22 protein-coding genes are annotated in these 26,974 nt (G+C 69.9%); 11 read left to right on the top strand and 11 right to left on the bottom strand.

The features are described from left to right. The first annotated feature begins 46 nt into the window (after positions 1-46). Positions 47-1,042, top strand: coding sequence for a nitronate monooxygenase family protein (locus RTL41_RS19845; RefSeq protein WP_312166973.1), 996 nt, complete (start codon positions 47-49; stop codon positions 1,040-1,042). A 516-nt stretch (positions 1,043-1,558) separates the two neighbouring features. Here the strand turns inward: RTL41_RS19845 and RTL41_RS19840 are convergent. After that, positions 1,559-2,566 (bottom strand): beta-eliminating lyase-related protein, encoded by a 1,008-nt coding sequence (locus tag RTL41_RS19840; RefSeq protein ID WP_312166988.1) that lies wholly within the window; start codon positions 2,564-2,566, stop codon positions 1,559-1,561. A gap of 93 nt (positions 2,567-2,659) precedes the next feature. Here RTL41_RS19840 and RTL41_RS19835 point away from each other — a divergent pair, with 93 nt between their 5' ends. Then, positions 2,660-4,972, top strand: a complete 2,313-nt coding sequence (locus RTL41_RS19835) for an ATP-binding protein (RefSeq protein WP_312166972.1) — start codon at positions 2,660-2,662, stop codon at positions 4,970-4,972. Between the two features lie 16 nt (positions 4,973-4,988). On the opposite strand, the gene RTL41_RS19830 is transcribed toward RTL41_RS19835, so the two are convergent. The 3 genes from RTL41_RS19830 to RTL41_RS19820 all read right to left on the bottom strand — a co-directional run bounded on the left by RTL41_RS19830 (position 4,989) and on the right by RTL41_RS19820 (position 7,227). Further along, entirely contained in the window at positions 4,989-6,131 is a 1,143-nt protein-coding gene (locus tag RTL41_RS19830) for an alpha/beta fold hydrolase (RefSeq protein WP_312166971.1), read from the bottom strand. Between the two features lie 77 nt (positions 6,132-6,208). Then, positions 6,209-6,544: a hypothetical protein gene (locus RTL41_RS19825; RefSeq protein ID WP_312166970.1), complete on the bottom strand. Its 336-nt coding sequence runs from the start codon at positions 6,542-6,544 to the stop codon at positions 6,209-6,211. Between the two features lie 80 nt (positions 6,545-6,624). Then, entirely contained in the window at positions 6,625-7,227 is a 603-nt protein-coding gene (locus tag RTL41_RS19820; RefSeq protein WP_312166969.1) for a TetR/AcrR family transcriptional regulator, read from the bottom strand. A gap of 82 nt (positions 7,228-7,309) precedes the next feature. Here RTL41_RS19820 and RTL41_RS19815 point away from each other — a divergent pair, with 82 nt between their 5' ends. The 4 genes from RTL41_RS19815 (at position 7,310) to RTL41_RS19800 (ending at position 11,321) form a co-directional block, all read left to right on the top strand. Then, complete coding sequence (locus tag RTL41_RS19815) at positions 7,310-8,359, top strand: DUF2855 family protein (RefSeq protein ID WP_312166968.1); 1,050 nt, start codon at positions 7,310-7,312, stop codon at positions 8,357-8,359. 26 nt (positions 8,360-8,385) lie between these two features. After that, the gene (locus tag RTL41_RS19810) at positions 8,386-9,777 is read left to right on the top strand and encodes a carotenoid oxygenase family protein (RefSeq protein WP_312166967.1); all 1,392 of its coding nucleotides are present in this window, start codon (positions 8,386-8,388) and stop codon (positions 9,775-9,777) included. Between the two features lie 192 nt (positions 9,778-9,969). After that, positions 9,970-10,950 (top strand): NADPH:quinone reductase, encoded by a 981-nt coding sequence (locus RTL41_RS19805; RefSeq protein WP_312166966.1) that lies wholly within the window; start codon positions 9,970-9,972, stop codon positions 10,948-10,950. Beyond that, the gene (locus RTL41_RS19800; protein WP_312166965.1) at positions 10,947-11,321 is read left to right on the top strand and encodes a nuclear transport factor 2 family protein; all 375 of its coding nucleotides are present in this window, start codon (positions 10,947-10,949) and stop codon (positions 11,319-11,321) included. The genes RTL41_RS19805 and RTL41_RS19800 overlap by 4 nt, the downstream gene beginning before the upstream one ends. Positions 11,322-11,333: 12 nt before the next feature. Here the strand turns inward: RTL41_RS19800 and RTL41_RS19795 are convergent, their stop codons facing one another. Continuing rightward, the gene (locus RTL41_RS19795; RefSeq protein ID WP_312166964.1) at positions 11,334-11,537 is read right to left on the bottom strand and encodes a hypothetical protein; all 204 of its coding nucleotides are present in this window, start codon (positions 11,535-11,537) and stop codon (positions 11,334-11,336) included. Between the two features lie 242 nt (positions 11,538-11,779). Here RTL41_RS19795 and leuA point away from each other — a divergent pair, with 242 nt between their 5' ends. Continuing rightward, on the top strand, positions 11,780-13,447 hold the full coding sequence (leuA, locus tag RTL41_RS19790) for a 2-isopropylmalate synthase (RefSeq protein WP_312166963.1): 1,668 nt from the start codon (positions 11,780-11,782) through the stop codon (positions 13,445-13,447). Positions 13,448-13,671: 224 nt separating this feature from the next. On the opposite strand, the gene RTL41_RS19785 is transcribed toward leuA, so the two are convergent. Together RTL41_RS19785 and RTL41_RS19780 are read right to left on the bottom strand one after the other, a co-directional pair. Beyond that, the gene (locus RTL41_RS19785; protein WP_312166962.1) at positions 13,672-14,376 is read right to left on the bottom strand and encodes an energy transducer TonB; all 705 of its coding nucleotides are present in this window, start codon (positions 14,374-14,376) and stop codon (positions 13,672-13,674) included. Then, a complete protein-coding gene (locus RTL41_RS19780) occupies positions 14,376-16,418 on the bottom strand; it encodes a TonB-dependent receptor domain-containing protein (protein ID WP_312166961.1) in 2,043 nt (680 codons plus the stop codon). The genes RTL41_RS19785 and RTL41_RS19780 overlap by 1 nt, the downstream gene beginning before the upstream one ends. Positions 16,419-16,594: 176 nt before the next feature. Between RTL41_RS19780 and RTL41_RS19775 the strand changes: the two genes are divergently transcribed. Together RTL41_RS19775 and RTL41_RS19770 are read left to right on the top strand one after the other, a co-directional pair. Next, positions 16,595-17,392, top strand: coding sequence for a DUF4198 domain-containing protein (locus tag RTL41_RS19775; protein WP_312166960.1), 798 nt, complete (start codon positions 16,595-16,597; stop codon positions 17,390-17,392). 8 nt (positions 17,393-17,400) lie between these two features. Continuing rightward, a complete protein-coding gene (locus RTL41_RS19770) occupies positions 17,401-17,865 on the top strand; it encodes a hypothetical protein (protein WP_312166959.1) in 465 nt (154 codons plus the stop codon). Positions 17,866-17,917: 52 nt separating this feature from the next. Here the strand turns inward: RTL41_RS19770 and RTL41_RS19765 are convergent, their stop codons facing one another. The 4 genes from RTL41_RS19765 to RTL41_RS19750 form a co-directional block, all read right to left on the bottom strand. Next, positions 17,918-19,057, bottom strand: a complete 1,140-nt coding sequence (locus tag RTL41_RS19765) for a serine hydrolase domain-containing protein (protein ID WP_312166958.1) — start codon at positions 19,055-19,057, stop codon at positions 17,918-17,920. Positions 19,058-19,123: 66 nt separating this feature from the next. Next, a complete protein-coding gene (locus RTL41_RS19760) occupies positions 19,124-19,918 on the bottom strand; it encodes a class I SAM-dependent methyltransferase (RefSeq protein WP_312166957.1) in 795 nt (264 codons plus the stop codon). 10 nt (positions 19,919-19,928) lie between these two features. Continuing rightward, positions 19,929-22,691, bottom strand: coding sequence for a preprotein translocase subunit SecA (secA, locus tag RTL41_RS19755; protein WP_312166956.1), 2,763 nt, complete (start codon positions 22,689-22,691; stop codon positions 19,929-19,931). 419 nt (positions 22,692-23,110) lie between these two features. Further along, complete coding sequence (locus RTL41_RS19750) at positions 23,111-24,286, bottom strand: acetyl-CoA C-acyltransferase (RefSeq protein WP_312166955.1); 1,176 nt, start codon at positions 24,284-24,286, stop codon at positions 23,111-23,113. Between the two features lie 151 nt (positions 24,287-24,437). On the opposite strand from RTL41_RS19750, the gene RTL41_RS19745 reads away from it, so the two are divergent. Further along, positions 24,438-25,424, top strand: coding sequence for a peptidyl-prolyl cis-trans isomerase (locus RTL41_RS19745; RefSeq protein WP_312166954.1), 987 nt, complete (start codon positions 24,438-24,440; stop codon positions 25,422-25,424). After that, positions 25,421-26,842 (top strand): bifunctional glutamate N-acetyltransferase/amino-acid acetyltransferase ArgJ, encoded by a 1,422-nt coding sequence (argJ, locus tag RTL41_RS19740; protein ID WP_312166953.1) that lies wholly within the window; start codon positions 25,421-25,423, stop codon positions 26,840-26,842. The genes RTL41_RS19745 and argJ overlap by 4 nt, the downstream gene beginning before the upstream one ends. The last annotated feature ends 132 nt before the right edge of the window (positions 26,843-26,974 follow it).

Raw genomic sequence — 26,974 nt, 5'->3', positions numbered from 1 at the left:
CGGCGCCGGGTTCACTGTCTTCCAAACAACCGTTTGGGAGGGCGTGATGGCCTTGAAAACCCGTTTCACCGAGCTCGTGGGCGTCGAGCACCCGATCGTCCAGGGCGGCATGCAGTGGGTCGGCCGGGCCGAGCTGGTCGCGGCCGTGGCCAACGCCGGGGGCCTGGGCTTCATCACCGCCCTGACCCAGCCGACGCCGGACAAGCTGCGCGAGGAGATCGAGCGCTGCCGCGCGCTGACCGACAAGCCGTTCGGGGTGAACCTGACCATCCTGCCGGCCATCACCCCGCCGCCCTATGCGGAATACCGCCAGGCGATCATCGACAGCGGGATCAAGATCGTCGAGACGGCGGGCAACAAGCCGGCCGAGCACGTCGAGGAGTTCAAGAAGCACGGGATCGTGGTGATCCATAAGTGCACCAGCGTGCGCCACGGCCTGTCGGCCGAGCGGATGGGCGTGGACGCCATCTCGATCGACGGCTTCGAGTGCGCCGGCCACCCGGGTGAGGACGACGTCCCCGGCCTGATCCTGATCCCGGCCGCAGCCGACAAGATCAAGATCCCGATGATCGCCTCGGGCGGGTTCGGCGACGGGCGCGGCCTGGTCGCGGCCCTGGCGCTGGGCGCCGAGGGGATCAACATGGGCACCCGCTTCATGTGCACCAAGGAGAGCCCGATCCACCAGGCGATCAAGGAACAGATCGTCGCCAACGACGAGCGCGCCACCGACCTGATCTTTCGCACCATGCACAACACCAGCCGGGTGGCGAGGAACGCCGTCAGCCAGCAGGTGGTGGCGCTGGAGAGGCAGGGCGCCAAGTTCGAGGACGTGCGCGAACTGGTGGCCGGCACGCGGGGCCGCAGCGTCTACGAGGTGGGCGACAACGACGCCGGCATCTGGTCGGCCGGCCAGATCCAGGGCCTGATCCACGACATCCCGTCCTGCGAGGAACTGGTCAGCCGCATCGTCCGCGAGGCCGAGGAGATCATCCACGGCCGCCTGGCCCGCTTCGCGCCGACCAAGCAGGCGGTTCCGGCGTAGGGGGCTGGCCCCCTTCCTCCGATCGTCATCCCTGGCCGCGCAGGCGCGCCGGGGGGCTTCGGCGAGGCTCGGCGTCTATGGATGGCCGGGACCTGGCGGCCCGGCCATGACGATCATGGGGCAAGACCGGGATCCAATGACGCCCGCGATGGCGGGATGGGGCGCCGGCTGCGCCGTGGCTGGCGGGATCTGGTGTTCATGGGTCCCGGTCTTCGGCCTGCGGCCGAAACCGGGATGACGCCTGTTTTCCTCCGGTGGCGGTCGGCGCAAGTTGCTCGGCGGATTTTGTAACACCAAGACCACGAAGGACGCGAAGAGCACGAAGGCGCCGTGGGGACGGCGGGCGTGGTGCGAGGGGTGGAGTGCGCCTTTGGCGCGTTTGTTACGGGTGTGCTTCTCGTGTCATCCCGGAAAGCCCGGAGGGCTTGTCCGGGACCCATTCGCGCCGGGCCCGACGAATGAGGCGCCGCCCCGCCCCAAAAGCTCAACTGACTTGATGACAAGGGGCCTTGCCCGTCAGGCGATCGCCTTGAGCGCCGCGCCCAGTTCGTCGACGCTTTCAGGGGTGACGGCCCATGAGCACATGAAGCGCACCGAGCCGTCCAGGAAGCGGTAGGCGAACCAGCCGGCCCGATGCAGGCGGCGCAGGGCCGGCTCGTCCATTTCGACGAACACGGCGTTGGCCTCGACCGGGTGGCGCAGGGGGAAGGGCGAGAGCGCGGCCAGGCGCCGGGCCATGGCGTTGGCGTGGGCGGCGCGGGCGACGAAGGCGCCGCTGTCCAGCATGCCGATGAAGGGGGCGGCGTAGAAGCGGCCCTTGGAGGGCAACTGGCCCGCCTGCTTCAGCCTGGCGTCGAACCGGCGGGCGAGGGCGCGGTCGAAGATCACCACCGCCTCGGTCGCGGTCATGCCGGCCTTGGTCCCGCCGATCACCAGGATGTCGACGCCGAGCGGGCCGATGGCCTTGAGGTCGAAGCCGGCAGCCGCGGCGTTGGCCAGGCGCGCGCCGTCGAGGTGGACGGAGAGGCCCTTGGCCTTGGCCGGTTCGATCAGGGCGGCGAGCTGGTCGCGGGAATAGACCGTGCCGTACTCGGTGGCGTTGGTCAGGGAGAGGGCGGCGGGAGACTGGCGGTGGGCCACGTCGGCCTGGCCGAGCGGCTCGGCCAGGCCGGCCGGGTCGATGCGGCCCGAGGCGCCCGGCAGGCCGACCAGGCCCAGCCCCTGGCCGAAGAATCCCGGGGCGCCGGTCTCGTCGGTGCAGACGTGGGCGTGCTGGTGGGCGAGGACCGCCTCGAACGGGCGGCAGAGGGCGGCCAGGGCGATGGCGTTGGCCGCGGTGCCGGAGGCCACGAACCGCACCTCGGCGTCGGCGTCGAGCAGGGCCCGCACCGCCTCGGCGCCCCGAGCGCTGACCGCATCGGTCCCGTAGCCCGAGGTGAAACCGGAATTGGCGGCGATCAGGGCCTCGAGCGCTTCGGGCGCGGCGGGGGCGGTGTTGTCGGAAGCGAAGTCGTAGCGGGCCATGGGCTCTTCGTAGCGCGGCGTCTGGTCACGGCGAAGCCGGGAATTTTCTGCTTTCTTCATAGAACGCGGCCATCCTGGCCACAGGGGGTGCGTATGGGCGAAACCAAGGCGGCAGGCCTTACGTCGCGGCTGGCCAGCGTGGCCCGGCTGACGCCGCATGCGGTCGTGCTGTGTGATCCGGCCGGGCGGATCGACTGGGTCAATGACGGCTTCACGGCGATGACCGGATTTCGCCTCGACGAGGCTGCGGGGCGCACGCCCGGCGCGCTGCTGCATTGTCCCGAAACCGATCCCGAGACCATCGCCCTGATGTCGGCGCAGATCGCCGCGGGCCAGGGGTTCCGGGTCGAGGTCCAGAACCAGACCAAGGACGGCCGGCGGCTGTGGATCGACCTGGACGTGCGGCCGACCTTCGGGGCCGGCGGCGAGCTGGACGGGTTCATCGCGATCCAGGCGGACATCACCGCCGCCCACGAACTGCAGGAGCGGCTGACCGCCGCCTCGGTGGCCCTGACCTCGGCCGGGCGGCTGGCGCGGCTGGGCGGCTGGGAGGTCGACCTGGTCGAGGGCGTCGTGCGCTGGAGCCAGGAGCTGGCCGAGCTGTTCGGCCGCACGACGCGGGTCGACGACCTGCTGGAGTCGCTGGAGGTCTATGCCGAAGAGGATCGCGAGTGGGTGCTGGAGCACGTGCGCGCCGCGATCGCCACCGGCGTGCCGATCGACTTCGAGGCCCAGGCGCAGCGGCCGAACGGCGAGCGCATCTGGCTGCGGGTGATGGGCGAGCCGCGGATGGTCGACGGGCGCTGCGTGGCGCTGCACGGCGCCAGCCAGGACGTCACCGCCCAGCGCGAGGCCACGGCCGAACTGCGGGAATCCGAGCGCTTCGGGCGCGGGGTGATCGACGGGCTGCCGGCGCTGCTGACGGTGGTCGACGAGGGCGGGCGGATCATCGCCGCCAACTCGGCCTTCCGCAAACTCGGCGCCGACCTGCTGGACACCGAGGTCTATCCGATGGGCCGCAACCTGTTCCAGGTGTTCGAGCGGCTGCCCGGCGGTCGCGGCAAGCACCTGATCCGCGGGGTGAAGTCGGTGATCTCCGGCGCGGCCGACAGCTTCAACCGGGCCTACCAGGCCACGGACGGCGAGTGGTTCCGGCTGACCGCGGCGCGGTTCCAGGGCGAGGGGCCGGTGCGCTGCGTGGTGATCACCCAGTCGATCGAGGACCTGAAGCGCTCGGAGCGGCGGCTGCGGGTGCTGAACACGTCGCTGAAGCGGGCGCGCGACCAGGCCAACGCCGCCAATGTCGCCAAGTCGGCGTTCCTGGCGACCATGAGCCACGAGATCCGCACGCCGCTGAACGGGGTGCTGGGCATGGCCCAGGCGATGGAGCGCGACGAGCTGGCGCCGGTCCAGCGCGAGCGGCTGGGCGTGATCCGCCAGGCGGGCGAGACCCTGCTGGTGCTGCTCAACGACCTCCTGGACCTGTCGCGCATCGAGGCCGGCCGGCTGGAGCTGGAGGACGGGGTCATCGACCTGCAGGCGCTGATGCAGGGGGTGGCGGCGACGTTCGGGCCGCTGGCCGCGGAGAAGGGGCTGGCGCTGGAGCTGGAGGTCGAGCCGGCCCTGAACGGGGTCTGGGCCGGGGATCCGACCCGCATGCGCCAGATCGTGCACAACCTGGTCTCCAACGCGGTGAAGTTCACGGCCCAGGGACGGGTGCTGGCGCGGGCCGTGCGGCGGGCCGGCAAGCTGGTCTTCGAGGTGTCCGACACCGGGCCGGGGATCTCGTCCGAGCGGCAGGGCGCGCTGTTCCAGAAGTTCGTCCAGGAGGACGCCTCGACCACCCGGCGCTATGGCGGCTCGGGCCTGGGGCTGGCGATCTGCCGCGAGCTGGCCGAGCTGATGGGCGGGACCATCGCCGTCGCCTCGCAGCCGGGCGAGGGGGCGACCTTCACCGTCCGCCTGCCGCTGACGCGGGCCAGGGCGGGCGCCGAGCCGGTGAGCGCGCCGCTGGAGCAGGCGCCGGCCGACGGCCTGCGGGTGCTGGCGGCCGAGGACAATCCGGTCAACCGCATGGTGCTGAAGACGCTGCTGGGCCAGCTCGGGGTCGAGGTCTGCTGCGTCGAGGACGGGCAGGCGGCGATCGAGGCGGCCGCGCAGGGCGCCTGGGACGTGATCCTGATGGACGTGCAGATGCCGGTGATGGACGGCCCCACCGCCGCGCGCCACATCCGCGCCCGCGAGGCGGCGCAGGGGCTGGCGCGCACGCCGATCATCGCCCTGACCGCCAACGCCATGGCCCACCACGAGGCGGAATACCTGGCCGCCGGCATGGACGTGCTGGTGCCCAAGCCGCTGGAGGTGGCGCGGCTGATCGGGGCGATCTCGGCGGTGGTGGGGGAATAGCGCCGGCCAGGCGGCGTCAGTGCTCCCGCCCCCAGGCCTGGACGTCGGCGACGAAGAGGTCGGGTTCTTCCATGGCGGCGAAGTGGCCGCCGCGGGGCTGGTCGCTCCAGCGGACGATGTTGTAGGCGCGCTCGGCCCAGGCCCTGGGCGGGGCGGTGTAGAGCGGCTCGCCCGGGAAGTTGGCGAAGGCGGTCGGGGTCTCGCAGCGCTCGCCTTCGGCCAGGGCGACGCCGCCCTCCTCGAGGAAGCCGCGATAGTACCAGGCGCCGGTCGCGAAGCTGTCGGTCATCACATAGAGCATGATGTTGGTCAGCAGCTTGTCCTTGGGATGGACCTGGTCGAAGGGCTTCTCGCGCAGGTCCGACCAGTCATGGAAGCGCTCGGCGATCCAGGCGGCCTGGCCGACCGGGTTGCCCGCGCCCAGCCAGGCCAGGGACTGGGGCTTGGAGGCCTGGAGCCGGAAATAGGCGCCCATCAGCTCCATCATCTGGCCCTGGCGGGTCAGCCAGGCGACCTCGGCCTCGTCCTTGGGGCCGCCGAACGGGCGGAAGGCCATCATGTTGAGGTGGATGGCGCGGACGTGGTCGGCGTGGTCGCGGCCGAGCCAGGAGGTGACCATCGCGCCCCAGTCGCCGCCCTGGGCGAGATAGGTCGAATAGCCGAGCACCTGGGTCATCAGGGCGTCGAACAACCGCGCGGTGGTGCGCTGGCCGATCGGGCGGGCCGGCCTGGACGAGAAGCCGAAGCCCGGCAGGGACGGGATCACCAGGTCGAAGGCGTCCCTGGGGTCGCCGCCGAAGCGGCTGGGAAAGGCCAGCTTCTCGATGGCGCCCCAGAACTCGTAGTGCGAGCCGGGCCAGCCGTGGGTGAGCAGCAGCGGCCGCCGGCCGCCGGCCTCGCCGACCACGTGCAGGAAGTGGAGGTCGTAGTCCTCGACCCTGGCGGTGAACTGGGGGAAGCGGTTGAGGTCGGCGACGGCCGCGCGCCAGTCATAGGCGCCGGTCCAGTGGGCGCAGAGGTCCTTGAGGTAGGCGCCGTCGCAGCCATAGGCCCAGCCGTCGGGAACCTCGGGGGCCGGCGGCCAGGGATAGGCGCGGACCTGGTCCAGCACCGCCTGCACGGCCTCGTCGCTCCAGGCGACCTCGAACGGTTGAACCATGCCGCGCTCCCTCTCCCCTGATCGTCGATCGGGAAGATGGCGGGCTTGCCGCAGGGGGCGTCAAGGGCCGAAGCAAGCTACGCTTTCGGCGGGGGCGCGGCGTCCTCCGCGACGATCAGAAGCGGCCAACGCTTCTGGAATAGCCACAGGCCGAAGACCACAAGAACGCCGAACGTCACCGCCTGCATGGCCAGGATGATCGGCCCTAGGAGGATTGGCATGAGATTGAGGAGCTCGCCGCCTTCGACAACTTCGCCGTTTACTCTCGCGGGCGCGCCTGTGGCGACCAGCATCACCGTCACGAGCGTGAACAATGGAATGAAGATCGCGCCTGCGCCCACCAGGTAACCCGTAGCGACCAACTTGAACGCGCTGCTCGCCTTCAGGCGTCCGCCCACCGTCCGCAGTTCCATTCCCGGTCGTTCCCTGAAACCAAAAGTTGCAGCGGACGCTAAGGCCAAGATTCGGCCTCAGCAATGGGCATCGTGCGGCGCTACGCCCCCGGGCGCAGGCCCTTGGCGAGGGTGTGGCCGAGCTGGCGGTTGATGACGCGGGCCATGCCCTTGGGCAGCTTGCCGGCCAGTTCGAGCGTCACCGCGCCATGGGTGGCGGCCCAGAACATGCGGCCGATCTCTTCCGGGTCGCCTTCCATCACGCCGGCCTCGACCAGGCCCCGGATGTAGGCCGACTGCATGGCGTTGGCGCGGGCCGCGGCGGTGACCAGCTCGGGATAGTCCTGCTCGTGCGGCTGGTTGAGGTCGAACATCAGCTTGTAGGTCTGCGGGTGTTCGAAGGCGAAGTTGAGATAGGCCTCGCCCACCGCCGAGCTCTTGGCCCTGGCGCTGCCCTGGGTGGTCGAGAGCGCGGTCTCCAGCGCCTCGGCGAAGCGGTTGAAGCCGTTGGTGCGCACCGCCGCCAGGATGTCCTCCTTGTCGGTGAAGTAGCGGTAGGGGGTCATCGGGCTGACCCCCAGCTCGGCGGCGAGCTGGCGCATGGTCACCGCGTCCGGCCCCTTCTCGGCGAACAGCTTCTCGGCCGCGTCGCACAGGCGTTCGCGGAAGTCGGCGACATCGGACTCGGAGAGGACGCGGGGCATCGGTAAACTCGACCCAAAGAAAGTGCTTGTCCTGGGTTAGCTCTTACGTAATAAATTTACAACGTAAAAAGGCGAGGAAGCGATGTCGGACTGGGATGTGCTGGTTGCACGGGACGATTTGCGCGAAATCGAGCTGCGCCATGCCCCCGATCGGGCTCCGCTGGCCGAGGGCGAGGCGCGGCTGGAGATCGAGCGGTTCGCGCTGACCGCCAACAACATCACCTACGGCATGATCGGCGAGAGCTTCGGCTATTGGCGGTTCTTCCCGGCCGAGGGCGCGTTCGGCCGCATCCCGGTCTGGGGCTTCGCGCGGGTGGTGGAATCCAGGGCGCCGGATGCGCCGGTGGGCCTGCGGCTGTTCGGCTACCTGCCGATGTCGACCAGCTTCACCGCGCGGCTGGCGCGCAAGGCCGGCGGCTATGTCGACACCGCGCCGCACCGCGCCGAGCTGCCGCCGACCTACAACGCCTATGCCGAAGCGGTCGAGGACGAGCTGGACGACCACCGGGCGCTGCTGCGGCCGCTGTTCATGACCTCGTGGCTGCTGGACGACTTCCTGGCCGAGGATGCGTCGATCAGGACGCTGGTGCTGTCGAGCGCGTCCAGCAAGACGGCCATGGGCCTGGCCTGGTTCGCGCGCCGCCGCGGCCTGCCGGTGGTGGGGCTGACCTCGCCCGGCAATGCGCAGACCCTGGCGGGCCTGAACCTCCATGACCGCATCGTGCCCTATGGCGAGGTCGGCGGGCTGAAGGTCGAGGGGCCGGCGGTCTATGTCGACTTCGCCGGCGATCCGCAGGTGACGCTGGGCGTGCACCGGGCGCTGGGCGCGGAGCTGTCGCGCAGCATCATCGTCGGCGGCACCCACTGGAGCGCCGAGCGCACGGCCGGCGACCTGCCCGGTCCCGCGCCGGTGCTGTTCTTCGCCCCCGACCAGATCCGCAAGCGGGCGGCCGAGTGGGGGCCGGAGGCGCTGGACACGCGGTTCATGGCCGCCTTGCGCGCCTTCGTGGCCGAGGCGGGCTGGCTGAAGCTCAAGCAATCGACGGGCCCCGAGGGCCTGATGGCCGCCTATCGCGACGTGCTGGAGGGCCGGGCCCGCCCGGACGAAGGCCATATCATCCGACCGGCCTGAACGCCGGCGAACGAGGAGGAAGCACCATGGACGGCGATGTTCGCATCAATCCGTATCTTTCCGGCAATTTCGCTCCGGTGCGCAGCGAGGACGACTTCGACCTCACCGTGACGGGGGAGATCCCCAGGGAACTGCGCGGCACGCTCTATCGCACCGGGCCCAACCCGCAGTTCGAGCCGCGGGGCGAGTACCACTGGTTCTCGGGCGACGGGATGATCCACGCCTTCCATGTCGAGGACGGCAAGGTCAGCTACCGCAACCGCTATGTGCGCACGCCCAAGTGGGAGGCGGAGAACGCCGCCGGCCGGGCGCTGTGGGGCGCGTTCGGCAATCCGATGACCAGCGATCCGAGCGTGGTCGGCAAGGACAGCGGCGGGGTGGCCAACACCAACATCGTCTTCCACGCCGGCAAGCTGCTGGCCCTGGAAGAGGGGCACACCCCCTTCGAGATGCAGCCGCGGACCCTGGAGTCGAAGGGGCCGGTCGAGCAGTACAGGGGGCGCACGACCGCGCACCCGAAGATCGACCCGAAGACCGGCGAGATGGTCTGGTTCGGCTATGGGATCGGGCCGATGCCGTTCGGCACGGGGATCAGCTATGGCGTCACCGACGCCAGCGGCAAGGTGGTGCGGCGCGACGACTTCGAGGCGCCCTATTCCTCGATGATCCACGACTTCCTGGTCACCGAGAACTACGTGCTGTTCCCGGTGCTGCCGCTGACCGGCAGCCTGCAGCGGGCGATGAGCGGCCTGCCGGCCTTCGCCTGGGAGCCCGAGAAGGGCAGCCACGTGGCGGTGATGCGCCGCGACGCCGACGTCTCGACCATCCGCTGGTTCAACGCCCCGCCGTCCTATGTCTTCCACCCGATGAACGCCTGGGAGGAGGACGGCAAGATCGTCGCCGACGTGTTCCGCTACGACAGCGCGCCGCTGTTCCCGAACGCGGACGGCTCGCCCGGCGCGAAGGCGGCCGCGCGGCTGGTGCGCTGGACCTTCGACCTGGCGGGCAACTCCGACGCCATCAAGGAAGAGGCGATCGACGACCTGGACGGCGAGTTCCCGCGCTTCGACGAACGCCATGCGGGCCTGGCCTACCGGCACGGCTGGTATGCGGCCGATCCGGCCAACGCCAAGACCATCAAGCAGACGGCGATCGCGCACCTGGACCTGAAGACCGGCAGGCGGCAGGTCTATGAGCTGTCGGGCGGCGACATGACCTCCGAGCCGGTGTTCACGCCGCGCTCGGACACGGCGGACGAGGGCGACGGGTGGATCACCGCGGTGGTCTGGCGGGCGGCCGAGAACCGCAGCGACTTCCTGGTGTTCGACGCCCAGGACATCGCCAGGGGCCCGATCGGAACGGCGCACCTGCCGCGGCGCGTGCCGTTCGGGTTCCATGGGAACTGGGTGGCGGAGTAGGCGGCGTAAATTCCTCCCCTTCTGGGGGAGGTGGCGCGCGAAGCGCGACGGAGGGGGTTCTGCTGACTCAGCAGGCCCCCTCAGTCAGCCATTCGGCTGACAGCTCCCCCAGAGGGGGAGCAACTGGATCGAGAGGCTGACGTACCGAGCCTTTGGCCCTAGACCTGTCGCCCTGAACAAGCGGGAGGGGCCATGCGGGCGATCTGGTATGACCGGACGGGGCCGGCGCGCGAGGTGCTGGAGCTGGGCGAGCGGCCGACGCCGCAGCCGGGGCAGGGCCAGGCGCTGATCCGGGTGCGGGCCTCGGGGGTCAATCCGTCCGACGCCGGCATGCGGGCGGGACCTGCGCCGATGGCCTACCCGCGCATCACCCCGAACAGCGACGGGGCCGGCGTGGTCGAGGCGGTCGGGCCGGGCGTCGCCCAGAGCTGGGTCGGCAAGCGGGTCTGGTTCTACAACGGCCAGCGCAACGGCCGGGCGTTCGGCTCGGCGGCCGAGTATATCGAGCTGGACGTCGACCTGCTGGGCGAGCTGCCGGACGACGTGTCGTTCGCGCAAGGGGCGACCCTGGGCATTCCCTGCATGACCGCGCACCGCAGCCTGTTCCTGGCCGGGCCGGTGCAGGGGCGCACGGTGCTGGTCACCGGCGGCGCGGGCGCGGTGGGCCACTATGCGGTGCAGCTTGCGGCCTGGGCCGGGGCCACGGTCATCGCCACGGTGAGTTCGGAGGACAAGGCGCAGCGGGCGCGCGAGGGCGGGGCGCACCACGTCATCGACTATCGCCGCGAGGACGTCGCCGCGCGGGTGCGCGAGCTGACCGGCGGCCAGGGCGTGCATCACGTGGTCGAGGTCGACTTCGGCGGCAACCTGGCCGCCACCCTGGCCAGCGTGCGGATGAACGGCTCGATCGCCTACTACGCCACCAAGGGGGCGCGGGAGCCGGTCTTTGCGGCCGGGGCGGCCATGGGCCTGAACCTGCAGATCAACAGCGTTTACCTGCCGGTGTCGCCGCACGAGGCGCGGCGCCGCGCGCAGGCCGACATCACCCGTTGGATCGCGACCGGCGAGCGCATCCTGGCGGTGGCCGGGCGCTTCCCGTTGGAGGACTGCGCCGGGGCGCACGAACTGGTCGAGAGCGGCGGCAAGGTCGGCACCGTGGTGGTCGAGCCGTGACCGCGCCGGAAGACGCCATCCGCGCCCGGCGCAGGCTGACCAACAAGCTGATCGCCGCGCACGATGCGCAGCGGCTGAAGCCGTTCTTCGCGCCCGACGCCAACCTGATCTCAGGCGAGGGCGGCCTGCTGATGGGCGCGCCGGCGATCATCGCCGCCTTTGAGGGGCAGTTCGCCGATCCGAGCTTCGTGACCTATCTGCGGACCACGCAGAACGTCACCCTGGCGGCGGACGGGATGCGCGCCGCCGAGGCCGGGACCTGGCTGGCGACCTGGAAGGATCAGACCGCCACCGGCCCCTATCTGGCGGCCTGGAAGAAGGTCGTCGGCCAGTGGGTGATCGAGAGCGAGACCTTCGTGACCGTCGGGTAGATCGCTCGGGACCTATTCAGCGTCAGCGGATTCTCTCGCACGCCGCTCGGCTTCGTCACGCATTTGGTCGGCGAAAGGCCGCTTGACCATAAGCCGCAGAGCAATCCAGAGGCCGACGCCCGTGGAGACGCCGACGCCGATGCTTTGGGTCGCAAAGCCCAGCGCGAGGCCGACGAGCAGACTGATCAGGATCGGCGGCGCGAGGAGCTTCGACATGGCTCTGAAGTTATCGAAGCGCAGACTGCGCGCAACGCTCATGGCGATCGGGTGAGAGCCGAGCCCGGTTGAACCGCGCGCGGACGGTGGCTATGAAGGAGGCATGGTCAGCGCTTTCACAGCCCTGCTTCGCGCCAGCGCGCGACTTACCGGCGGCCGCCGGACCTAGACGGCTGCCCCGGCGGCGGCACGCCAGCCTCATCGACAATCCTATCTGTCCGCCTCCTAGAGAGAGCCGCCCCATGCTGCGCGACCCATCTGTCAAATATCGTCCGTTTCCCCAGGTCCACCTGCCCGACCGCCAGTGGCCGTCGAAGACCATCACCAAGGCGCCGCGCTGGCTGTCGACCGACCTGCGCGACGGCAACCAGGCGCTGGCCGACCCGATGAACGCCGAGAAGAAGCAGCGCTTCTTCGACCTGCTGGTCGGCATCGGGGTGAAGGAGATCGAGGTCGGCTTCCCTTCGGCCGGGGCCACCGAGTTCGACTTCATCCGTGGGCTGATCGAGCAGGGCCGCGTGCCGGCCGACGTGATGATCCAGGTGCTGACCCAGTCGCGCCGCGACCTGATCGAGCGCAGCTTCGAAAGCCTGGAGGGCGCGCGGGCGGCGACGGTCCACCTCTACAACGCGATCTCGCCGGTCTGGCGCAACGTCGTGTTCGGCCTGGACCGGGCGGGCGTGAAGGCGCTGGCGGTCGAGGGCGCGAGCATCATGCGCGAGCAGGCCGAGCGGCGGCCCGGGACCGACTGGCGCTATGAATACAGCCCCGAGACGTTTTCCACCGCCGAGCTGGAGTTCAGCCTGGAGGTCTGCGAGGCGGTGCTGGACGTGCTGGAGCCGACGCCGGAGCGGCCGGTGATCCTGAACCTGCCGGCGACGGTCGAGGCGGCCAGCGCCAACATCTATGCCGACCAGGTGGAGTGGATGCATCGCCACCTGTCGCGGCGCGAGGCGGTGGTGATCTCGGTGCACCCGCACAACGACCGCGGGACCGGGGTGGCGGCGGCCGAGCTGGCGGTGATGGCCGGCGCCGACCGGGTCGAGGGCTGCCTGTTCGGCAACGGCGAGCGCACCGGCAATGTCGACCTGGTGACCCTGGCGCTGAACCTCTACACGCAAGGGGTCGATCCGGGCCTGGACTTCTCCGACATGGAGAGCGTCGTGAAGACGGTCGAATACTGCAACCAGTTGCCGGTGCACCCGCGCCATCCCTATGCCGGGGAGCTGGTGTTCACGGCGTTTTCGGGCAGCCACCAGGACGCGATCAAGAAGGGCTTCGAGGCCCGGGCGCGGCGCAACGACGAATACTGGGAGATGCCCTACCTGCCGATCGACCCGGCCGACCTGGGCGGCAGCTACGAGGCGGTGATCCGGGTCAATTCGCAGTCGGGCAAGGGCGGCGTCGCCTGGGTGCTGCAACAGGACAAGGGCCTGAAGCTGCCCAAGCCGATGCAGGCCGATTTCAGCCGCGCCGTGCAGCGGTTGGCCGACGAGACCAGCCGCGAGCTGGCCACGGCGGACATCTGGGAGGCGTTCGAGCGCGCCTATCACCTGACGCCGGGCCAGAAGTACGAACTGGTCAGCTTCGAGGAGTCCGGCGTGTCCCGCGTCGACGGCCAGAGGGTGTTCGTCGGCCAGTTGCGGCTGGACGGGCGCGAGATGGCCATTCGCGGGCGCGGCAACGGGCTGATCTCCAGCCTGCTGGCGGCGCTGGAGGGCGACTGCGGGGTGAAGCTCGACGTGGCCGACTTCCAGGAGCACGCGATCGGGTCGGGCGGCGACGCCATGGCCGCGGCCTATGTGCAGTGCCGGACGCCCGACGGGCGGACGATCTTCGGCGTCGGGATGGACGCCGACGTGGCGACGGCCTCGGTGCGGGCGGTGCTGAGCGCGGCGAACGGGGCGTGAGCCATTGCTCCCCCTCTGGGGGAGCTGGCCGCCGAATGGCGGACTGAGGGGGACTTCGAGCTCAACAGGCCCCCTCCGTCTCGCGGCTGCGCCGCGATCCACCTCCCCCAGCGGGGGAGGAATTTTACCGCTCATCCGGGTGAAGACCGGGGTCCAGCGCATCGACCGGGCCGGTGACCGACTCCAAGCACGGCCGTGGGCCCCGGTCTTCGCCGGGATGAGCGTCAGCGGGTGAGGTAGAACTCCACGGGGGTGGAGATCTCGATGCGTTCGCCGCGGACGGTGTGCGGGGCGCCGGGGAAGGGATTGGAGCGGTCCAGCATGGCCATGGCCTCGGCGTCGAGGCTGGCGTAGCCGGACGAGCGGGTGACGTCGCCGCCGAGCAGGCGGCCCTGGCGGTCGACCGCGAAATGGACATGCACGACACCCTCCTCGCGGCGCATGCGGGCGCGCTTGGGATAGGTCTTGTGCGCCTCCAGCCAGGCGCGCAGGCGCGAGGCGTAGTCGTTGCTGGCGCCGTTCCTGGCGTCGATGTCGAGGCCCTCGCGGGTTCCCTGGCGCTGGGGCGGGGCGGCCTGGGCGGGCGGGCCTGCGGCGGCGACCTGGATCGGCGCGGGGGCCGGCGACGGCGTCTGGGCGGGCGCAGCGGACGGCGCAGCGGCGGCTTCCCGCACCTCGGACGGGATCGGCTGGGCGGCGGAAGTCGTCGGCGCAGGCTCCCGAGGAGGGGAGGAAGGAGCCTGCGCCGACGCAGGGACCGGGGCGTTATTCGCGCCGCCCCGGACCTGAACCAGTTCCACCAGCATCGCGGTCTCGTCCCACACGGGCGGCGCCTCGGCCCCCGAGCGCATGACCAGGGCGATGAGCCCCAGGTTCAGCGCCGCGGAGACCGCGAAGGCGAGCGTTCGCGTGGGCGTGACGCGGATCATCAGAAGGTCCGCGCCAGGGTCAGCTTGAATGTCCGGCCCTCGGCGTCGAGGGAGGCCAGGTGGCGGCGGAACTGCTTGTCGAGCACGTTGTCGACCGCGGCGCGGACCTCCAGCCCCTGCAGGGCGCCGTCCTGCGGCGTCCAGGTGAGGAAGAGGTTGTGCACGCCGTAGCCGCCGGTGCGCCGGCCGCCCGGACCGATGTCCTCCTGGTCGGCGGCGAACTCGCCGCGCCAGCCGGCGCTGAGGTCGAGGTCGGTGAAGCGCCAGCCGACGGTCATGTCGAGCTCGTCGGCCGGGATGGTGTTGAGCGGCAGGCCGGTCAGGCGGTTCTCGCCCTCGATCCGCGAGACCGCGGCGCGGGCGAAGAGGTTGCGCGAGGCGTATTCGGCCTCGATCTCGACGCCCTCGAACCGCGATTCGCCGACATTGACGAAGTAGGCCGAGTTGGCCGTGCCGCGGGTGATCAGGTTGGAGACGTCGTTGCGGAAGGCGGTGACCTTGGCGCGCACCGCGTCGCCCTGGTTCAGCACGTCGTCGAAGGAGAGGGTGAAGCCGCCCTCGAAGTTGTCCGACTCTTCCGGCTTCAGGTTGAGGCTGAAGTTGGAGGCGGTGGCGCTGGTGCGGCTGTAGATCTCGTCCAGCACCGGCATGCGCACCGTGCGGGCGACCGAGCCGAACACCGCGAAATTGTCGGTGAACGAGTAGAGCACCGCCAGCTTGGGCGAGGCGGCGCTGTCCTCGACCTTCGCGCCGGTGGTGACGCCGGCGCCGGGCTGCAGCTTGGTCCAGTCGACGCGGACGCCGGGGATGATGGTCAGCTTGTCGGACCAGATCAGCTCGGCCTGGGCGAACAGGCCGTACTTCTCCATGTCGCCTTCGGGGTGGGTCGCCGCGCCGGGGGTGGTGGTTCCGGCCGCGGTGACGCGCGGGTTGCGCCGCTCCTGCTTGTAGGCCTGGGCGCCGACGAACAGGAAGCCGGTCCAGTCCTCGCCCCAGTCGAAGCGCGAGGTGTTCTGGATGCGGCCCTGCCAGGTCTCGTAGGAGAACTCGGAATAGACGACGCCGGGCAGGAAGGTGGTCTCGCGCTGCTCGACCTTGGAGTTGGCGTAGGAGACCTGGGCTTCGAGGTCGAACAGCTTGGAGCCGCCGAAGTCGTTCTCGTAGCCGAGGGTGGCGGTGATGTCGTCGACCTTGCGGCGGACCGGGGTGGTCCCGAAGGCCTCGGCCTGGTCGTAGATCTGGGTGCTGTCGGACAGCCAGTTCTGGTAGGTGGCCCAGACGCTGTGGTCCTTGTCGCCGCCGATGTAGTAGCGGCCCTTCAGCAGGTAGGAGCTGGACGAGACGCCCGAGGGGATCACGGTCGCGCCGTCGCCGCTCTCGTAGTCGTCGGCCTCGCGCCGGGTGTACATGGCCAGGACGTCGAGGTTCTCGGCCGGCTTGCCGGCGACGATGGCGGAGCCGAACACGCCCTCGGAATTGGTCTCGAAGCCGGCCCGCAGGCGGACCGCGAAGCGGTCGTCGCCCTTCAGGAAGTCCGAGGCGTCCTTGGTGGTGAAGTTGACCACCCCGGCCAGGGCGCCGGCGCCGTAGAGGGTGGATGAGGCCGGGCCGCGCAGGACCTCGACGCGCTTGTACATGTCCGGCTCGCTGAACAGCGCGCCCATCCGGTACTGTTCGTAGAACTTCGTCACCCCGTCGATCTGGGTGAGGATGCGGCTGTCGGAGTCGGCGATGCCGGTGCCCAGGCCGCGGATGTTGAAGCCCTGGCCCAGGGCCGAGACGCCGCCGACCACGCTGACGCCGGGAATGGCCTCCAGCAGGTCGCCCATGGTGGTGGCCTGGGCGTTGTCGATGTCGTCCTGATCGAGGGCGGTCACCGCCTGGGGCGTGTCGATGGCGACCTTCTCGGCGCCGGCCGACACGACGATGCGGCCGAGCGACAGTTGCGAGGCCGCGCTGTCGGGCGCCTGCTGGGCATGAGCCGCCCCGGCCAGCAACAGAACCGACGCGCCCGCCAGAAGTCCGCTCCGTCTACGGCCCATGCTTCGCCCCATAGAAGTCTCCAAATGATATGCAAGTGCGAGTCAATCGCATATGACTCGCAGAAGACGCCCCCCGTGGGCGGCCAGCGACGCGGTGATGCAGCATCCGAAAGATAATTGCAAGTGACTCGCAACTGCATTAGTCGGCGAAGGACGAATTGATGAAGGGGAACCCGATGGGGCGTATTGGACTGGCGGCGCTGGCAGGCGCCGGATTGATGGCGGCGGCGCCGGGCATGGCGCAGGCGCACATGCCCTACATGCTGCCGAACCTGTTCGACCTGACCGACCGCGACCACGTGACGGTGCAGGCCAGCTTCACCGAGGACCCGTTCCAGGCCGAGGTGGTGATGAAGTCCGACGCCTGGCACACGCGCGGGCCGGGCGGCGCGGTGACGCCGATCGCGGGCGTCACCTATCTGCGCGACCTGGCGGTGTTCGAGGCGCCGATCGCGGCCAAGGGGACCTATCGCGTCTCGTCGGGCGAGCGCTTCGGCCGCAAGGGCAAGATGTACCGCGACGCCAAGGGCCAGTGGGTGATCGGCGAGGGCAAGGACAAGCCCGTCGGGGCCGAGCTGGTGGACGTGCAGAGCATGACCCTGGCCGAGGTCTATGTGACCCGCGGCGGGCCGACCAAGGACGCCCTGGCGCCGACCGGCAAGGGGCTGGAGCTGCACCCGATCACCCATCCCAGCGAGATCTTCGCCGCCCAGCCGGCGCAGTTCGAGCTGCTGTTCGAGGGCAAGCCGGTCAGCGGCGCCCATGTCGAGGTGTTCCGCAGCGCCGGCGTCTATGACGGCAAGAAGCAGGTGGGCGGCGAGATCACCACCGATGCGGCGGGCCGCTTTGCGATCGTCCCGCCCGACGCCGGGACCTATCTGGCGCTGATCCGCCACCGCACGGCCGCGCCGGCCGGGGCCGAGACCCCCTACCGCAGCTACTCCTACACCCTGACCTTCGAAGCCACCCAATAGGACCGATCATGACCAGCCTTCGACTCCCCCTCGCCGTGACCGCCGCGCTGCTGGCGCTGTCGGCCGGTTCGGCCCAGGCCGCGCCGCACGAGCATTCGGCCTTCATCACCGACTACGACCTCGACAAGGACGGCAAGGTGACGGCCGCCGAGTTCAAGACCGCCCGCGACCAGCGGTTCGCGGCCATGGACGCCGACAAGGACGGGGTCCTGACCGAGGCCGAATATGTCGGCGAGTACGAAGGGCGGCTGACCGCCCAGCTCGCCGCCTCGAACGAGAGCGCCGAGCGCAAGGAGGAGCAGCGCGTTCGCCAGATGCGCCAGGCCCACGTCCGCTTCGGCGTGCTGGACAGCGACAAGGACGGCAAGATGACGCCGGCCGAGTTCGAGGCCTCGGGCGTGCGGGCCTTCGCCGAACAGGACGGCGACGGCGACGGCGTGATCACCGCCGGCGAGAAGAAGAAGGGCGACTAGGGCGCTCGCGCCCTAAGGCGAGGGCTGGGGCGGCGTGTACGGGCGCGCCGCCTCAGCCCAACGCTTCCCACATGGCCATGGCCAGGCTGAAGGCGCGCATGTCGCCGGTGGTGGTCCCGGCCATCTTGTTCATCGCGTAGGCGAAGGTGGTGCGCGCGTCCATGTCGACGATCACCAGCGAGCCGCCATAGCCGCCCCAATAGATGGTGTTGGGGTTGGGCAGCGGGATCGCGCCGCCGGCCAGGCCGAACCCCAGGCCAAAGCGCGCGGTCATGCCCAGGATCAGGTCGGGGCCCTCGATCTGCAGCTCCAGCGCCTTGCGGCAGCCGGCCTCGGACATGATGCGCCTGCCCTTGGCGACGCCGCCATTGGCGAGGATGGACTGGACCTCGGCGACCGAGCGGGCGTTGCCGGTCCCGCCGGCGGCCGGGATCTCCGCGCCGCGCCAGGCGCGGGTGCGGGTGGCCGAGACGTCGAGCGGCGGGTTGTCGGACATGTTGGCCTGCAGCTCGGTCCGCGGGCCGGCGCCGAGGCCGGCTTCCGCCGGGGGCGGCGGGACCAGGTCGGCGACGCGGGCGTCCTCCGAGGCCGGCAGGCCGATGTGGAAGTCGGCGCCCAGCGGCTCGGCGATCTCCTCGCGGAACACCGTGCCCAGCGACCTGCCGGTGATGCGGCGCACCACCTCGCCGACCAGGTAGCCCTGGGTCAGGCCGTGATAGCCCGAGGCGGTCCCCGGTTCCCAGAACGGCGCCTGGGCGGCGAGCAGCGAGGTGGCCTTCTCCCAGTCGTAGAGGTCTTCCTTGGCGAGCGGCTCCTTCCAGCCGGAGAGGCCGGCCGAATGGCTCATCAGGTGGCTGACCTTGACCGCGTCCTTGCCGTTCGCGGCGAACTGCGGCCAGTAGCGGGCGACCGGGGCGTCGAAGTCCAGCTCGCCGCGATCGGCCAGCAGCAGGGCGGTCAGGGCCGTCATGGTCTTGGTGGTCGAGTAGACGTTGACGATGGTGTCGCGCGCCCAGGGGCGGGTGCGGGCCTCGTCGGCGAAGCCGCCCCAGAGGTCGACGACCGTCTCGCCCTCGACCGTGGCGCAGAACGAGGCGCCGAGGTCGGCGCCGCTGGCGAGATTGGCCTCGAACGCCGTGCGGGCGCCGGCGTACCTGTCGTGGACGAGACCCTGAACTGAACCGTCGGCCATGGGCTGGCTCCTCATGTCGGGAGCGGCCACCCTAACAGCAGGACGCACGCAGGCGCTATCGGGCGATCAGCCGAACAGCTTGCCCAGCAGGCTGCGGCGGGGCGCGGCGGTGGGGCGCACGTCGCCTGAGAGGTCGGGCAGGCCGGCTTTGCGCGAGACCAGCACCTCGATGTACTCGGCCTGGATGCCGCGGCCGAGGTCCTCGATGGTCCAGATCGTGGTGCTCATGCCGCTGGCGGCGTCCCAGTAGGCGGCGATGTCGTAGCCCCAGTCGATGGTCACCAGCGACCCGTTCGGGTCCATCGGATTGCCGTGATAGACCGGCTCCAGCAGGTGCCGGACGCTGCCGTCCGCGTTGCGGGCCGCCCGGCGGACCGAGGGCTTTTCCTTGTTCACGATCGGCACGGTGCAGATGTGCATGCCGCCCGGCTTCAGCGTGCGGGCGATCTCGGCCACGGCCAGGTCCGGCGCGAAGACGTGCTCCATGACGTCCTGGGTGACGACCAGGTCGAAGCTCTCGTCGGCGAAGGTCTGGGCTTCCAGGTCCTCGGCCCGCCAGCCGCCGGTCGGGTGAACCGAGCCCCAGGGGATGGACGGGTCGTACTGGCTGAAGCGGTAGCCGGGCGCCTGGTCGGCCAGGCGCCGGCTGGCGGCGGTGCCGGGCGAGCTCTCGTGGATCGCCAGCCCTCGCCAGTCGGGGCGCAACTGGGCCAGGACCGAGAACAGCGCCCGCTCGCGCGGCTGGGCGTTGCACGACTGGCAGAGGAAGTGGTCGCGCAGCCACGGATCGGTGGCCAGGAAGCTGGCCTGCTGCTCGCAGACGGGACAGAACCCGTCGACCTGGAGGCGGAAGTCGGCCACAGGCGGCGCCCTAGATCAGGGCGCCGTGGCAGTGCTTGAACTTCTTGCCCGAGCCGCAGGGGCAGGGCTGGTTGCGGCCGGTGTTCTCCCAGCCGTCCGGCAGGGAGGTGATCGGCAGGGCCTGGCGCTGCTCGGCCGAGAGGCCGTCGGGCAGGGCGCCCATCTGGGCGATGTTCTCGCCGGTCAGCGGGTCCATGTGGACCTCGGTCAGGCCCGAGAGCGGCGCGATCGGCTCCGGTTCGGCGAACTGGAACTCCACCGTCATCAGCCAGCGGGTGACGTTCTGGCGCAGGTCGACCAGCAGCTTCTCGAACAGGGAGAAGGCCTCGGTCTTGTACTCGTTCAGCGGGTCGCGCTGGCCGTAGCCGCGCAGGCCGATGACGTTGCGCAGGTGGTCCAGGTGCATCAGGTGCTCGCGCCACTGCAGATCGATCATCTGCAGCAGGAAGCTCTTTTCCAGGCCGCGCATCTGCTCGGGGCTGATCGCCTGCTCGCGCTCGGCGGCGCGGGCCTCGGCGGCCTTCTGGAGGCGATCCTGGATCTCCTCGTTGGCGATGCCTTCCTCGGCGGCCCAGGCGGCCAGGGGCAGGTCCAGGCCCAGCAGTTCCTTGACCCGCTCGCTGAGGCCCTCGATGTCCCACTGCTCGGCATAGGCCTTGGGCGGCAGGTGGCGCTCGACCAGGTCCTCGACGGTGTCCTGGCGCATCTCGGCGATGATTTCCGAGAGGTCGGTGGCGGTCATGAACTCGGCGCGCTGCTCGAACACGGCCTTGCGCTGGTCGTTCACGACGTCGTCGTACTTGAGCAGGTTCTTGCGGATCTCGTAGTTGCGCTGCTCGACGCGCTTCTGGGCCTTCTCGATGGCGGCGTTCAGCCACTTGTGGGTGATCGCCTCGCCTTCCTGGACGCCGAAGGTGCGCATGATCGCGTCCAGGCGCTCGCCGGCGAAGATGCGCAGCAGGTCGTCCTCGCAGGACAGGAAGAACTTCGAGTGGCCGGGGTCGCCCTGACGGCCGGTCCGGCCGCGGAGCTGGTTGTCGATCCGGCGGCTTTCGTGGCGCTCGGTGCCGAGCACGTAGAGCCCGCCGGCGGCCAGGGCCTGTTCCTTCAGGGCCTTGGTGTCGGCCTCGATGCGCGCGCGCTCCTCGGCGGCGGCCTCGGGGGTGACCTCGATGCCCAGGCCCTTCTGCTCCTCGCGCCACTTCAGCACGCGGATGTCGATGTTGCCGCCGAGCTGGATGTCGGTGCCGCGGCCGGCCATGTTGGTGGCGATGGTCACCGCGCCGGGGATGCCGGCGTCGGCCACGATCATGGCTTCCTGCTCGTGGTAGCGGGCGTTCAGGACGTTGTGCGGGATGCCGTTCCGGGTCTTGCCCTCGTGCTCGAACTTGTGAGCCTTCAGCAGTTCGGACAGGTGCTCGGACTTCTCGATCGAGACGGTGCCGACCAGGATCGGCTGGCCGCGGACGTAGCAGTCCTCGATCTGCTTGATGATCGAGGCGTTCTTCTCGCGCTCGGTGCGATAGACCTCGTCGTCCTCGTCGATCCGCGCCACCGGGCGGTTGGTGGGGATCTCGGACACGTCCATCTTGTAGATGTCGCCGAACTCCTGGGCCTCGGTCGCGGCGGTGCCGGTCATGCCCGAGAGCTTGGTGTAGAGGCGGAAGTAGTTCTGGATGGTCACCGAGGCCAGGGTCTGGTTCTCGGGCTGGATGTTGGCGCCTTCCTTGGCCTCGATGGCCTGGTGCAGGCCCTCGGACAGGCGGCGGCCCTGCATCATGCGGCCGGTGAACTCGTCGATCAGGATCACCTCGCCGGCGCGGACGATGTAGTCCTTCTCGCGGGTGTAGAGGACGTTGGCGCGCAGGGCCTGGTTCACGTGGTGGACGATGGAGACGTTGGCCGCGTCGTAGAGGCCGGCCGAGTCGGGCTCCAGGTGGCCGCCGGCGGTCAGCAGCTCCTCGACCTTTTCCGAGCCCTCCTCGGTGAGGATGACCTGGCGCTGCTTCTCGTCGTGGTCGAAGGTGGTCGGGTCCTTGATCAGCTCTTTGATGACCAGGTCGATGGTCTTGTAGAGCTCGCTGCGGTCCTCGGTCGGGCCCGAGATGATCAGCGGGGTGCGGGCTTCGTCGATCAGGATGGAGTCGACCTCGTCGACGATCACGAAGTTATGGCCGCGCTGGACCATCTCGCCCGCGTCGTAGACCAGGTTGTCGCGCAGGTAGTCGAAGCCGAACTCGTTGTTCGTGCCGTAGGTGATGTCGGCGTTGTAGGCGGCCTGGCGCTGGCTCTGGCTGAGGCCGTGGACGATGACGCCGGTGGTCAGGCCCAGGAAGCCGTAGACCTGGGCCATCCAGTCGCCGTGCAGTTGGGCCAGGTAGTCGTTGACGGTGATGACGTGCACGCCCTTGCCGGCGAGCGCGTTGAGATAGGTCGGGGCGGTGGCGACCAGGGTCTTGCCTTCGCCGGTCCGCATCTCGGCGATGCCGCCGCCGTGCAGGACGATGCCGCCGACGAGCTGGACGTCGAAGTGGCGCTGGCCCAGGACCCGGCGCGAGGCCTCGCGCACGACGGCGAAGGCTTCTTCCAGCAACTGGTCGAGGGTTTCGCCCCGGGCCAGGCGGTCCTTGAACTCCTGGGTCTTGGCGCGGAGGTCGGCGTCCGACAGCGCCTGCATCTGCGGCTCGAGCGCGTTGATCTTGGCGACCCGCGCGTTCATGCCTTTGACCTTGCGGTCGTTGGAAGAGCCGAAGAAGCGTTGGAAGATGCTCAAGGGAAATCGTTCCGGATTTGCGGGAGGGCCAGGCGGCGGCGCCTCTAAGCCTGCTCGCCTGCCCGGAAATTCCGCTCTTTTCAGGGCGCGCGAGACTTAAGCAGCGGCCATGCCAGTGTCAACGCGGCGAGGTCGCAAGGGCGGCTCTGAGCGAAGATGTGAACGCGGGCCAGGCAGGGGTCGCTGTCGCTTCGCACCCGTCTTCTCCGGTCGTCATATCCGGCCGCGCAGGCGTGCCGGGGATCCATACGCGCCTGGGATCGCCGGCAGACCTCGGCGTCTATGGATGGCCGGGCGGCCCGGCCATGACGAACCATGGGGGAGAAGGGAGCCGTCTCTTTCCTCCCCGTTCATGGGGGGAATGGAAACGAAAAAGGCCCTCCCGCGGGGGAGGGCCTGATCCGTGGGCTAGATTGAAATCAGTAGATTTCGATCAGGCCGGCCGCGCCCATGCCGCCGCCGATGCACATGGTGACGACGCCCCACTTGGCGCCGCGGCGCTTGCCTTCCTGCAGGATGTGGCCGGTCAGGCGGGCGCCGGTCATGCCGTAGGGGTGGCCGATGGCGATGGAGCCGCCGTTGACGTTGTACTTTTCCGGGTCGATGCCGAGCTTGTCGCGCGAATAGACGCACTGGGAGGCGAAGGCTTCGTTCAGTTCCCAGAGGTCGATGTCGTCGACCTTCAGGCCATGGCGCTCCAGCAGGCGCGGAATGGCGAAGACCGGGCCGATGCCCATTTCGTCGGGGGCGCAGCCGGCGACGGCCCAGCCGCGGAAGGCGCCGAGCGGCTCGAGGCCGGCCTTGGAGGCGGCCTTGGCTTCCATCAGCACCACGGCGGCGGCGCCGTCCGAGAGCTGCGAGGCGTTGCCGGCGGTGATGAACTTGCCCTCGCCGCGGACCGGCTGGAGCTTGCGCAGGCCTTCGATGGTGGTGTCGGGGCGGTTGCACTCGTCACGGTCGACCACGTAGTCGACGATGCTCTCTTCCTTGGTTTCCTTGTTCACGACCTTCATCTTGGTCGCGAGCGGGACGATCTCGTCCTTGAACTTGCCGGCCTGCTGGGCGGCGGCCATGCGGCGCTGGGATTCCAGGCTGTACTCGTCCTGGACTTCGCGGCTGACGCTGTAGCGCTCGGCGACGATGTCGGCGGTGTCGATCATCGGCATGAAGATGGCCGGGTACTGGGCGACCAGGTTCTTGTCGAAGTTGTCGCCGCCGCCCATGCCGCCGCCCGGGAAGGACAGGGATTCGACGCCGGCGCCGACGGCGACTTCAGCGCCGTCGTTGCGGATGTAGTTGGCGGCGGTGGCGATGGTCTGCAGGCCCGAGGAGCAGAAGCGGTTGACGGTGACGCCCGAGGTGGTGATCGGCAGGCCGGCCAGCAGCGCGGCCTGGCGGCCCAGGTTGCCGGCGCCGTGCGCCACGTTGCCGAGGATCACGTCTTCGACGGCGGCCTTGTCGACGCCGGCGCGCTCGACCGCGTGCTTGATCGCATGGGCGGCCATGGTCACGGTGGGGGTCATGTTGAACCCGCCGCGCTGGGACTTGGCCATCCCGGTCCGAGCGTAGGAGACGATTACGGCTTCACGCGTCATGAAATGATTCCTCCGAAAAAATTGAGGCCGCGACGGCTGTTATCCGGTCCGGGCGGCGTTAGATCGGGCGCGACCTTTGCATCCCAGCGCCGAGTTGGCTAGGGACGGGCAAGCGCCTGCGGGCGGTTTTCGCTTACGAGGTACGTCGCCGATGACGAACTCCGCCTTCCGTCGCGTTCCGAACGCCCTGGCGTTGGTCGCGGTCATGCTGGCCGCCGGCCTGCTGCTGGTCGCCTGCGGCGATCGCGGCGGGACCGAGGGCGCCCCGGCCCCCGGCGACACCGCGGTGGCCAAGGTCGACGGCAAGACGGTCTGGGCCTCGGACGTCAAGCGCGAGGCGGTGGCCCAGGGCCTGATCGGCGAGGGCGAGCCGCTGGACGCCTCCTCGGACCTGTTCCGCCGGGTGCTGGACGAGGTGGTCGACCAGAAGCTGCTGGCGGCCGAGGCGCTGAACCGCAAGCTGGACAAGGATCCGGTCGCCCAGAAGCGGCTGGCCGCGGCGCGCGAGCGCATCCTGGGCGACATGCTGGTGGAAAGCGTGGTGTCCGACGCGGTCAACGACAACGCCATCCGCGGGCTCTACCAGGAGCAGATGAAGCTGGCCAAGCAGTCGGAGGAGATCCGCGCCCGCCAGATCGTCGTGGCCACCGAGGCCGAGGCCGAGGCGGTGCAGAAGCTGCTGGCCACCGGCGCCTCGTTCGACGCCCTGGCCATGGAGCGCTCGACGGACGCGGCGACCCGCTTCAACGGCGGCGACCTCGGCTACTTCACCACCGACGTCATGCCCGACGCCTATGCGGCGAACCTGAAGACCTCGAAGGTGGGCGACATCGTCGGCCCCTTCGCCATCGACGGCGGCTGGGCGATCCTGAAGGTCGAGGACCGGCGGCTGGAGCAGCCGATCACCTTCGAGGCGGCGCGGCCGCAGATCGTCCGCTTCCTGACCTATGACCAGGTCCGCGACCTGCTGGAGAAGCTCCGAAGCCGGGCGAAGGTCCAGACCCTGATCGGCGCGCCGCAGGACGTGCCCGGCCAGCCGAAGGAACCCGCCGACGCGCCGAAGACCGCTCTGCAAACGCCCGCGACGAAGGCCGCGCCGGCCGCGTCCGCCGCCCCAGCCAAGGCCGCCCAGCCATGACCAAGAAGCCCGCCGCGCCGAAGAAGGCCGCCAAGTCCACCGCCGAGAAGGCTTTCGAGGCCGCGACCAAGCCCGTCGAGGCGCTGGCCGGGGCGCTTGACCCGCTGACCACCGCCATCAAGCGCGCCACCAAGAAGACCGAGCCGGCCGCCAAGCCCGAGGAGCCCAAGCCGGCCAAGGGCGCGCTGCCGGTCTCGCCGCTGGCCGTGCCGTTCCCGAAGATGCCGCCGATCCCGGGCGTGCAGTTGGCGACCGGCCGGGCCGGCTTCTACAAGCACGAGCGCGAGGACCTGCTGGTCATGCGCTTCGCCAAGGGCACCGCCGGCGCCGGGGTGTTCACCCGCCATGGCGTCGGCTCGGCGCCGGTCGACTGGTGCAGGAAGCACCTGGAGATGACCAAGGGGGCCGACGTGCGCGCCCTGGTGGTCAACGCCGGCTGCGCCAATTCCTTCACCGGCAAGCCGGGGGCCGACGCGGTGCGCCGGGTGGCCTCGGCGGTGGCCAAGCGCTTCGACTGCCGCCAGCGCGACGTGATGGTGGCCTCGACCGGGGTCATCGGCGTGCTGCTGGACGACGCCAAGATCACCCAGCGGCTGCCGGACGTGGAAGCCAGGCTGACCGACGACGGCTGGGCCGGCGCGGCGCAGGCGATCATGACCACCGACACCTTTCCCAAGGGCGCCTATGCCGAGGCGATGATCGATGGGGAGAAGGTGCGGATCGGCGGGATCGCCAAGGGCTCGGGCATGATCGCGCCGGACATGGCGACCATGCTGGCCTTCGTGGCCACCGACGCCAAGATCTCGTCCACGGCGCTGCAGACCCTGGCCAGCCTCTATACCCGCAACAGCTTCAACGCGGTGACGGTCGACGGCGACCGCTCGACCAACGACACCCTGCTGCTGTTCGCCACCGGACAGTCGGGCGCGCCGAACATCACCCGCGCCGGCGACCGGCGGCTGGCCGACTTCCGCGAGAAGCTGGAGGCGGTGCTGATGGACCTGGCGCTGCAACTGGTCCGCGACGGCGAGGGCGCCAGCAAGTTCGTGAAGGTGAGCGTGAGCGGGGCGGCGAGCTCGGCCTCGGCGCGCAAGATCGCCCGGACCATCTGCGAGAGCCCGCTGGTCAAGACCGCCTTCGCCGGCGAGGACGCCAACTGGGGCCGGATCGTGATGGCCGTAGGCCGGGCCGACGAGCCGATCGACCGCGACCGGGTGAAGGTGCAGTTCGGGCCGCTGGTCGCCGCGCAGGACGGCCTGATCTCGCCGACCTACGACGAGGCCAAGATGAGCGCCTACATGAAGAAGCAGGAGCTGGAGGTGTCGGTGGACGTCGGCGTCGGCCGCGCCTCGGCGACCATGTGGACCTGCGACCTGACCAAGCAGTACGTCGCGATCAACGGGGACTATCGGTCGTAGGCGACTGACTGGGCCAGGCGCGAGCCACGTCCTGACCCATCCGGTGTTCATGGGGCCCGGTGTTCAGCCTGCGGCTGAAACCGGGATGACACCTGTTTTTCCTCCGGCAGCGGCTGGCGCAAGCTGCTCGGC

The sequence above is a fragment of the Phenylobacterium sp. genome (genome assembly GCF_031984885.1).
Taxonomy (GTDB): Bacteria; Pseudomonadota; Alphaproteobacteria; order Caulobacterales; family Caulobacteraceae; genus Phenylobacterium.
This window is presented reverse-complemented; position numbering and strand designations above follow the sequence as displayed.